An 8054-nucleotide genomic window follows, 5' to 3' on the forward strand; every position below is an offset into this window, starting at 1 on the left:
GCCATACACGGCAACCGGCAAGGCGGGTTCCGCCTTCGCCGGTTGCCGTGTATGGCTCGGCTGGTTCTTGTTGCGATCGATCGAGGAAAAGATGTGTTCCAGTTCTGCGAGCGGGTCGGTCTCCGGCACGCTCTTGGCATAGTCCCGCTCGACGCTCGCGATGGCGTCTTCCAGACCGCGTTTCTGCTTGGCGACATCCTCCGGCGAAAGCGGCGGATCGCGCTGGGCAATCTTCGCTGCGATCGTAGAGCGGGCCTTGTCATAGACCTTCGCCCGCATCTCTGGCGACTGATCGCCGAGACCGTCTATCGCTTTTTTCAGAACAAAAACGAAATCTGCCATGCTTCAGTCGACCTGTATTTTGTTTCCGCGCCGGCCCCCGCAAATCAGCCGCGATGCCCGGAAAGGCTGAGAAACTAGTCTTGAAACGGATCGGTCACAAGTATCGTGTCGTCGCGTTCCGGGCTGGTGGAAAGGAGCGCGACCGGGGCGCCGATGAGCTCCTCGATGTAGCGGACATATTTGACGGCCTGGGCCGGCAGATCGTTCCAGCTGCGCGCGCCGGCGGTGGTGCCTTTCCAGCCCTCGAGCGTCTCGTAGACCGGCTCGACACGCGCCTGTGCGCCCTGGCTGGCCGGCAGATAGTCGATCATCTCGCCGTCGAGCCGGTAGCCGGTGCAGACCTTGATCTCGTCCAGCCCGTCGAGCACGTCGAGCTTGGTCAGCGCGATGCCCTTGATGCCGTTGACGGCAACAGCCTGGCGCACCAGCACCGCGTCGAACCAGCCGCAGCGGCGCTTGCGGCCGGTGACGACGCCGAATTCATGGCCGCGCGTGCCGAGGAATTCGCCGATCTCGTTCTTCTGCTCGGTCGGGAACGGACCTTCGCCGACGCGCGTCGTATAGGCCTTGGTGATGCCGAGCACATAATTGATGGCGCCTGGGCCGACGCCGGAGCCGGCGGCCGCCTGGCCGGCAACCGTATTCGACGAAGTAACGAACGGATAGGTGCCGTGGTCGATATCGAGCAGCGTGCCTTGCGCGCCCTCGAATAGGATGCGCTCGCCAGCCCGGCGCTTGTCGTCGAGGATTTTCCAGACCCGGTCCATATAGGGCAGGATCTCGTGCGCAACCGAAGTCAATTCCTGCATGATCGCATCATGCGTGACTTCGGCATGGCCAAGCCCCCGACGCAGCGCATTGTGGTGCGTCAGCAGCCTGTCGACCTTCAAGGGCAGCGTTTCCAAATCCGCCAAATCCATCACCCTGACCGCGCGCCGGCCCACCTTGTCCTCGTAGGCGGGGCCGATGCCACGACGGGTCGTGCCAATCTTCGTTCCGGAATTGGAGGCGGCGTCCTCGCGGAATCCGTCCAGTTCCCGATGCAGGGACAGGATAAGCGCTGTGTTTTCGGCTATTTTCAGGCGATCCGGCGTTACTTCGACACCTTGCGCCTTGAGCTTCGCCACTTCGGCAACGAAAGCGTGCGGGTCGAAAACCACGCCGTTGCCGATGATGGACAGCTTGCCCTGGCGCACGACGCCCGACGGAAGCAACGACAATTTGTAGACCTTGCCGTCGACGACCAGCGTGTGGCCGGCATTGTGGCCGCCCTGGAAACGCACCACGACATCGGCGCGCTCCGACAGCCAGTCGACGATCTTGCCCTTGCCTTCGTCGCCCCACTGCGAGCCGACGACCACCACATTGGCCATGTTTGTTTTCCCTTGAGACGCCGCGTGGCGGCTGGAAGACTGTTCAAAACGACAGGCCTCTATAACGTCAAGACCTCGCGAGCGCGACCTTTCTTTGCCGCCGAAAATGCCCTGAGGCACAACAATTTTCGGCTTTGACATCATTTACTTGGATGCACGGGGGCAATAGGCCGACAAACACCGCGGCTTGTCCTCAAAGCGCGTCATGACGTGCTTTGAGTTTTTTTGTTTCAATGCATGTCGTTGTCCCAAAACCGCTGCCCACTTTTGGGCGACATGCAATAGTGGCCGGAATCCCGCGATGCATCGAAGCGCTTACATATTCCTGCTGCTCACCACCTTGCTGTGGGGTGGCAACTCGGTGGCCGGCAAGCTGGCGGTCGATCACGTCTCGCCGATGACGCTCGTCTTCCTGCGCTGGGTGCTGGCCGTGGCGATCATGCTGCCGATAGGCTTGAAGACAATACGCAAGGACTGGCCGGTGGTGCGCAAGCACTGGCTCGTGCTGGCAGCGCTGGGCGCCAGCGGCTTCGCCTTGTTCAACACCATCTTCTACACGGCGCTCAACTACACCACAGCGATCAACGTCTCGATCGAACAGGCGGCGATGCCGATCCTGATCATGACAGCCAATTTCGTCTTCTTCCGCCTGCGTGTGAACTGGGCGCAAATTGTCGGTGTCGTGCTGACCATCGCCGGCGTGATCCTCACCGCCTGCCACGGCGACCCGCGCCGGCTGTTGACGCTGGAGCTCAATTTCGGCGACGCCATCATGCTGGTCGCCGTGTTTCTCTACAGTGGCTATTCGGTCGGACTGCGGCTGAAGCCGGTGATGCATTGGCAGAGCCTGATGCTGGCCCTGTCGGTTGCCGCCCTCGTCACCTCGCTGCCGTTCTTCCTGTGGGAGGTCGCCGCCGGCAGGGTCATCGTGCCTGACGCGCGCGGCTGGGCCGTCATCGTCTATACCGCGATCGGCGCCTCGGTCATCTCGCAGATCTTCTACATCAGGGGCAACGAACTGATCGGCGCCAACCGCGCCGGCCTGTTCATCAATCTGGTGCCGATCTTCGGCACGCTGCTGTCAGTGCTGATCGTCGGCGAGACGTTCCAGCTCTATCAGGCACTGGCTTTGGTGCTCGTGCTGGGCGGCATCGGGCTTGCCGAATACAGCGGGCGCAAGATGGCGATTCAGCGATCCGCCAGGACACGCTGAACGAAAAAAGGCGCGGCCCGGTCCGCGCCTTTGGATCTTTCACAGCAGTCCGGCATCACATCGCGTTGACGTCGAACTGCAACCGCTTGGCCGAGTCGATCGACTTGTGCGCCTTGATCTTTTCCAGAACCGACTCAGGGAACGGCGCGTCGAGATAAAGCAGCGCGATGGCATCGCCGCCGGGCCGGTTGCGGCCGAGCTGGAAGTTGGCGATGTTGACGCCGTTCTCGCCGCACACGGTGCCGAGCAGGCCGATGATACCCGGCGCGTCGGCATTGGTCGTGTAGAGCATGTGCTGGCCGACCTCGGCATCGAGATTGATGCCCTTGATCTGGATGAAACGCGGCTTGCCGTCGGAGAAGCAGGTGCCGGCGATCGAGCGCGTCCTGTGCTCGGTCGTCACCGTCAGCTTGATGTAGCCGTCGAACACGCCCGATTTGTCGCGCTTGACCTCGGCGACGATGATGCCCCGCTCCTTCACCATGATCGGCGCCGACACCATGTTGACGTCGGAGACCTGCGGCCTGATCAGCCCGGCAAGCGCGGCGCTGATTAGCGCGCGTGTGTTCATCGTCGCGGTCGAGCCGTCGAACAGGATCTCGACCTCCTTGATCGGATCCTCGGTGACCTGGCCGACAAAGGCGCCGAGCACTTCGGCGAGCTTGACGAAGGGCTTCAGCCGCGGCGCTTCCTCGGCGGTGATCGACGGCATGTTGATGGCGTTGGAAACCGCGCCCTTGATCAGATAATCGGCCATCTGCTCGGCAACCTGCAGCGCGACATTCTCTTGCGCTTCCGCTGTCGAGGCGCCGAGATGCGGCGTCGCCACCACGTTCTCCATGCCGAACAGCTCATTGTTCTCGGCCGGTTCGACCTCGAACACGTCGATACCGGCTCCGGCCACCTTGCCGCTCTTCAGCGCCGCGACCAGGTCGGCCTCGACGATCAGCCCGCCGCGGGCGCAGTTGATGATGCGCACGCCTTTCTTCATCTTGGCGATCGCCGCCGCATCGATGATGTTGCGCGTCTTGTCGGTCAGCGGCGTGTGCAGCGTGATGAAGTCGGCGCGGGCGAAAAGCTCATCCAGCTCGACCTTGTCGACACCGAGTTCCTCGGCACGCTTGTCCGACAGGAATGGGTCGAAGGCGATGACATGCATCTTCAGCCCGACGCCGCGCGTCGCGACGATCGAGCCGATGTTGCCGCAGCCGATGACGCCCAGCGTCTTGCCGGTGATCTCGACGCCCATGAAGCGGTTCTTCTCCCATTTGCCGGCGTGGGTAGAAGCGTTGGCTTCCGGGATCTGGCGGGCAAGCGCGAAGATCATCGCCACCGCATGTTCGGCCGTCGTGATCGAATTGCCGAAGGGCGTGTTCATCACGATGATGCCCTTGCGGCTCGCCGCCGGGATGTCGACATTGTCGACGCCGATGCCGGCGCGGCCGATAACCCTGAGTTTGGTGGCGGCGTTGATCAGCTTTTCGGTGACCTTGGTCGCCGAGCGGATGGCGAGGCCATCATACTGGCCGATCACTTCGAGCAGCTTTTCCTTGTCCTTGCCGAGATCGGGCAGATAGTCGACCTCAACGCCACGATCCTTGAATATCTGCACGGCGGTGGGAGAAAGTTTGTCTGAGACGAGAACGCGGGGCGCCATGGCGGCCTCCTTGAAATGGATTTGATGGGAATGGGCGGCCCGAAGGCCGCCACCGAAAGATGTCAGGCTGCCGCTTTGAGCGACGCCTTCTGTGCGGCGAAGGCCCAGTCGAGCCAGGGCAGCAGCGCTTCGAGATCCGATGTCTCGACCGTCGCGCCACACCAGATGCGCAGGCCGGGCGGTGCATCGCGATAGGCGCCGATATCATAGGCGACACCTTCCTTGTCGAGCACCGACACCAGTCCCTTGGCGAAAGCCGCCTGCCCGTCGGCGTCGAGCGCGGACACATCCGGGTCGGTGAAGTGCAGGCAGACCGAGGTGTTCGACCGCGTCGCCGGCAAGGTGGCGAGATGACCGAGCCATGAGGACTTGCCGACAAAGCGATCGAGGACGGCCGCATTGGCATCCGCCCTGGCGATCAGCGCATCGAGGCCACCGATCGACTTCGCCCAGTTGAGCGCATCGAGATAGTCCTCGACGCACAGCATCGAGGGGGTGTTGATGGTTTCGCCCTTGAAGATGCCCTCGATCAGCTTGCCGCCCGAGGTCAGTCGGAAGATTTTCGGCAGCGGCCACGAAGGCTTGTAGGTCTCCAGCCGCTCGACGGCACGAGGCGACAGGATGAGCATGCCGTGTGCGCCCTCGCCGCCCAGCACCTTCTGCCAGGAGAAGGTGACGACATCGAGTTTTTCGAAATCGAGCCTCTGTGCGAAGGCGGCCGAAGTCGCGTCACAGATGGTCAGGCCCTTGCGGTCCGCGGGAATGAAATCGCCGTTCGGCACGCGCACGCCGGACGTGGTGCCGTTCCAGGTGAAGACCACATCGCGGTCGCAATCGATCTTTGTGAGGTCCGGCAGTTCGCCATAGCCGGCTTCGATCTTGCGCACGTCGGCGAGCTTCAATTGCTTGACCACGTCGGTGACCCAGCCGGAGCCAAAGCTCTCCCAGGCGACCATGTCGACGCCGAGCTCGCCGAGCAGCGACCACAGCGCCATCTCGACGGCGCCGGTGTCCGACGCCGGCACGATGCCGATGCGGTAACCCGCCGGGACCTGGAGAATTTCCCGCGTCAGCTCGATCGCCTGTTCGAGCTTGGCCTTGCCGATCTTGGCGCGGTGGGAACGGCCGAGCGCAGCAGCTTTCAGCGCCTCGACCGACCAGCCGGGACGTTTTGCGCAGGGACCTGAGGAAAAATTGGGGTTTGCCGGACGGAGTCCGGGCTTCGTATGCGTCGTCATCGTGGTCTATCCTTCCAGATAGTGGCCCCTCGTTGGGGAGGGGTGGCCCACTCCGGGAAATACAGAAACGGCCGGAAAAGCGCAATAGGGAAATGGATTTGTCAGCGACATCGCGGCCGGAACGAGTGGGCACACCGCCAGGATATGTCCGCAAGGGAGAGGCGAAAAGAAGGGGATTTCCCCGAAAAACGCGACAGCCCGAATGCAAAGTGCCCGCCACCTTTCGGCAACGAGCACTTTGTTGGAAGAGCGTTTGCGGCGAATCTAGAACCTTACGATGATCCCCGCAGTGCCCTTCAGCGCATGGCTGCCTTCGAAGCTGGACGAGGCCAGCGCCTCGCCAAACAGGGTATATTTGCCGCCGGCCCATTTGTAGGTGCCACCCAGGCCGAGTTCGCCGCCGAAGCGCTGTGGCTCGAACGAAAGGTCGACCCCTGAGACGGCGACCGAAGTGCCGTTGAGGAACTCGTAGGTCAGGTTGGCGATGCCATAGATATGGCTTCCGGTCGCCTGGACGTCGTAGTTCAACGCAGCACCCAGCCGGCCCTTGAGGCTGTCACGCTTGCGCAGCGACACATTTGCGCCGAACGGATCGGTGAAGGCGTCGAAATCGACCGAGGCATAGGCAAGCTGCGCCTGCGGGGTCAGCGACCAGGCGCCGTCGAGCCCAATCTTGCGTCCCGCCTCCAGGCTGAGCGCATAGCCGTTGCCATCAATGCCATCGCCGATCTTGCCGATGCCGGCGGCGTTCATGTCGCTGCGCAATGTCGCGAACTGGGCCTGTCCATCGACATAAAAGCCATTCTCGCCATACCAGGTCAGCGTGGCGCCGACGCCATAGCTGACGGTGGTGTTGCCGCCGTCGCCGAGGCTTGAGAAGATGTCGGCGTTGGCGCGTGAATATTGCGCCGTCAGCCCGGCGACCAGCCTGCCGGCCGCCGTTTCCGAAAGCTGACCGTCGATGCCCGCCTGCACCAGCGTAGTATCGACGTCATAGGAAGCATCAGCGCTGGACGCATTGGCCTCGACATGGCCGTGCGCGCCTTCGATACGGGTCCAGATGGCTTGCTGGCCCGTCTCGGCTCCGCCATCGAGCACGGTACGGCGGCGGTCACCGACGCGCTGCTCAAGCGTCGGTAGCGCAATCATCCCCAGCAGGACCTGCGGGTAATTCTGGTAGACCGGCGTCGTCGGCGCAAGGCTGGCGGCGCGCAGATACCAGTCGCCGTCAGTCGTATTGGCGAGGCCGTTCTGGAACAGCTTGTAGCTGTAGGCGCCACCGATCGCCGGGCCGTTGAGCACGAAGGCGTCGGCCGCCGAGGTGCCATCGACCTGGACGATCTTGATGCCGTCGGCTGTTGTTTGCGCACCCCGGCCGCCGACGTTGAAGACGTGCACCTGAGTTGTGCTGGTACCCAGAATGCTGTTGCCGGTGATGATCAGGAGGTCAGTCTGCGAGCTGTCGCCGGCAAGGACGGTCTCAATTTCAAGCGCGCCGCCATTGCTGGTATAGGTGCCGTCCACCATCAGCGTGCCGAAACCGTCGATGCCGGGTGCGATGACTCCGCCGAGGTGGTTGGTGGTGGCGCCGACGGTGCCATTGCCCTGCAGTCGGCCGCCCAATACATCCATGGTGCCGCCTAGCGTGCCGTTCACGGAGAGTGTGCCGCCTTCGACGCGCGAAGACCCGGCAAACAGCGAGCTGTCACCGGTGAGCATCTGCTGACCGTCGGCAAGAACGAAGCCGCCATTGCCGGCGAAGTCGCCGGAGAAGGTGTCGTTGGCTTCCGTAAGTGTCAGCGTCTGGTTGCCGAACTCGACGGTGCCCGCACCCGCAAGCCGCTTGATCGATGCCCCGTCGGCTACGCCAGAAATATCCAGCGTGCCATCGACAACCGCACGGCTCGATGCAGCGATGCTGCCCGTGCCGCTCAGCGCCAGCTTGCCTGCCGACACGGTCGTTTCGCCCGAATAGCTGTTGTCGCCGGTCAGTTCCAGCGTGCCGCCGCCGGTCTTGGTCAGGCCACCGGCACCGCTGAGAATGCCTGACGCCGTCAGCGTGGTTGCTGCCGCTGTGTCGATTTTGCCGGTTGTATTCAGCGCCATGCCACGGTTCGTGGTGAAACTGGCCGTCGTCTGCAGCGTGCCGCCGTTGAACATAAGCCCGCTTGCGGCGTCACCGAGGCTGCCATCCCCGGCAATCGACAACGTACCGCCACTCAGCGTCCAGG

Annotated in this window: 5 protein-coding genes and 1 pseudogene; 1 reads left to right on the forward strand and 5 read right to left on the reverse strand. The window is 62.9% G+C overall.

The annotated features are described in order from the left end of the window. Window positions 1-342, reverse strand: a pseudogene (locus EN935_RS13465) (hypothetical protein); the annotation flags it as partial. A gap of 74 nt (window positions 343-416) precedes the next feature. Next, window positions 417-1715, reverse strand: a complete 1299-nt coding sequence (locus EN935_RS13470) for an adenylosuccinate synthase (protein ID WP_127265634.1) — start codon at window positions 1713-1715, stop codon at window positions 417-419. 301 nt (window positions 1716-2016) lie between these two features. On the opposite strand from EN935_RS13470, the gene EN935_RS13475 reads away from it, so the two are divergent. After that, a complete protein-coding gene (locus tag EN935_RS13475; RefSeq protein WP_109664809.1) occupies window positions 2017-2928 on the forward strand; it encodes a DMT family transporter in 912 nt (303 codons plus the stop codon). Between the two features lie 55 nt (window positions 2929-2983). Here the strand turns inward: EN935_RS13475 and serA are convergent, their stop codons facing one another. From serA to EN935_RS13490, 3 genes are all read right to left on the reverse strand, one after another. Beyond that, on the reverse strand, window positions 2984-4585 hold the full coding sequence (gene serA / locus EN935_RS13480; protein WP_127265635.1) for a phosphoglycerate dehydrogenase: 1602 nt from the start codon (window positions 4583-4585) through the stop codon (window positions 2984-2986). A 62-nt stretch (window positions 4586-4647) separates the two neighbouring features. Next, window positions 4648-5823, reverse strand: a complete 1176-nt coding sequence (locus EN935_RS13485) for a phosphoserine transaminase (protein WP_127373371.1) — start codon at window positions 5821-5823, stop codon at window positions 4648-4650. 264 nt (window positions 5824-6087) lie between these two features. Beyond that, window positions 6088-8054, reverse strand: a 1967-nt coding sequence (locus EN935_RS13490) for an autotransporter outer membrane beta-barrel domain-containing protein (RefSeq protein ID WP_127373372.1), incomplete at its 5' end; no start/stop codon positions are given.

Source organism: Mesorhizobium sp. M7D.F.Ca.US.004.03.1.1 (genome assembly GCF_003998635.1).
In the GTDB taxonomy this organism is placed as follows: domain Bacteria; phylum Pseudomonadota; class Alphaproteobacteria; order Rhizobiales; family Rhizobiaceae; genus Mesorhizobium; species Mesorhizobium loti.

What these genes read in the sequence shown, in the direction of transcription:
- EN935_RS13470 (WP_127265634.1), bottom strand. Translation starts at nt 1,715, where the DNA reads ATGGCCAATGTGGTGGTCGTCGGCTCGCAGTGGGGCGACGAAGGCAAG.
- EN935_RS13475 (WP_109664809.1), top strand. Translation starts at nt 2,017, where the DNA reads ATGCATCGAAGCGCTTACATATTCCTGCTGCTCACCACCTTGCTGTGG.
- serA (WP_127265635.1), bottom strand. Translation starts at nt 4,585, where the DNA reads ATGGCGCCCCGCGTTCTCGTCTCAGACAAACTTTCTCCCACCGCCGTG.
- EN935_RS13485 (WP_127373371.1), bottom strand. Translation starts at nt 5,823, where the DNA reads ATGACGACGCATACGAAGCCCGGACTCCGTCCGGCAAACCCCAATTTT.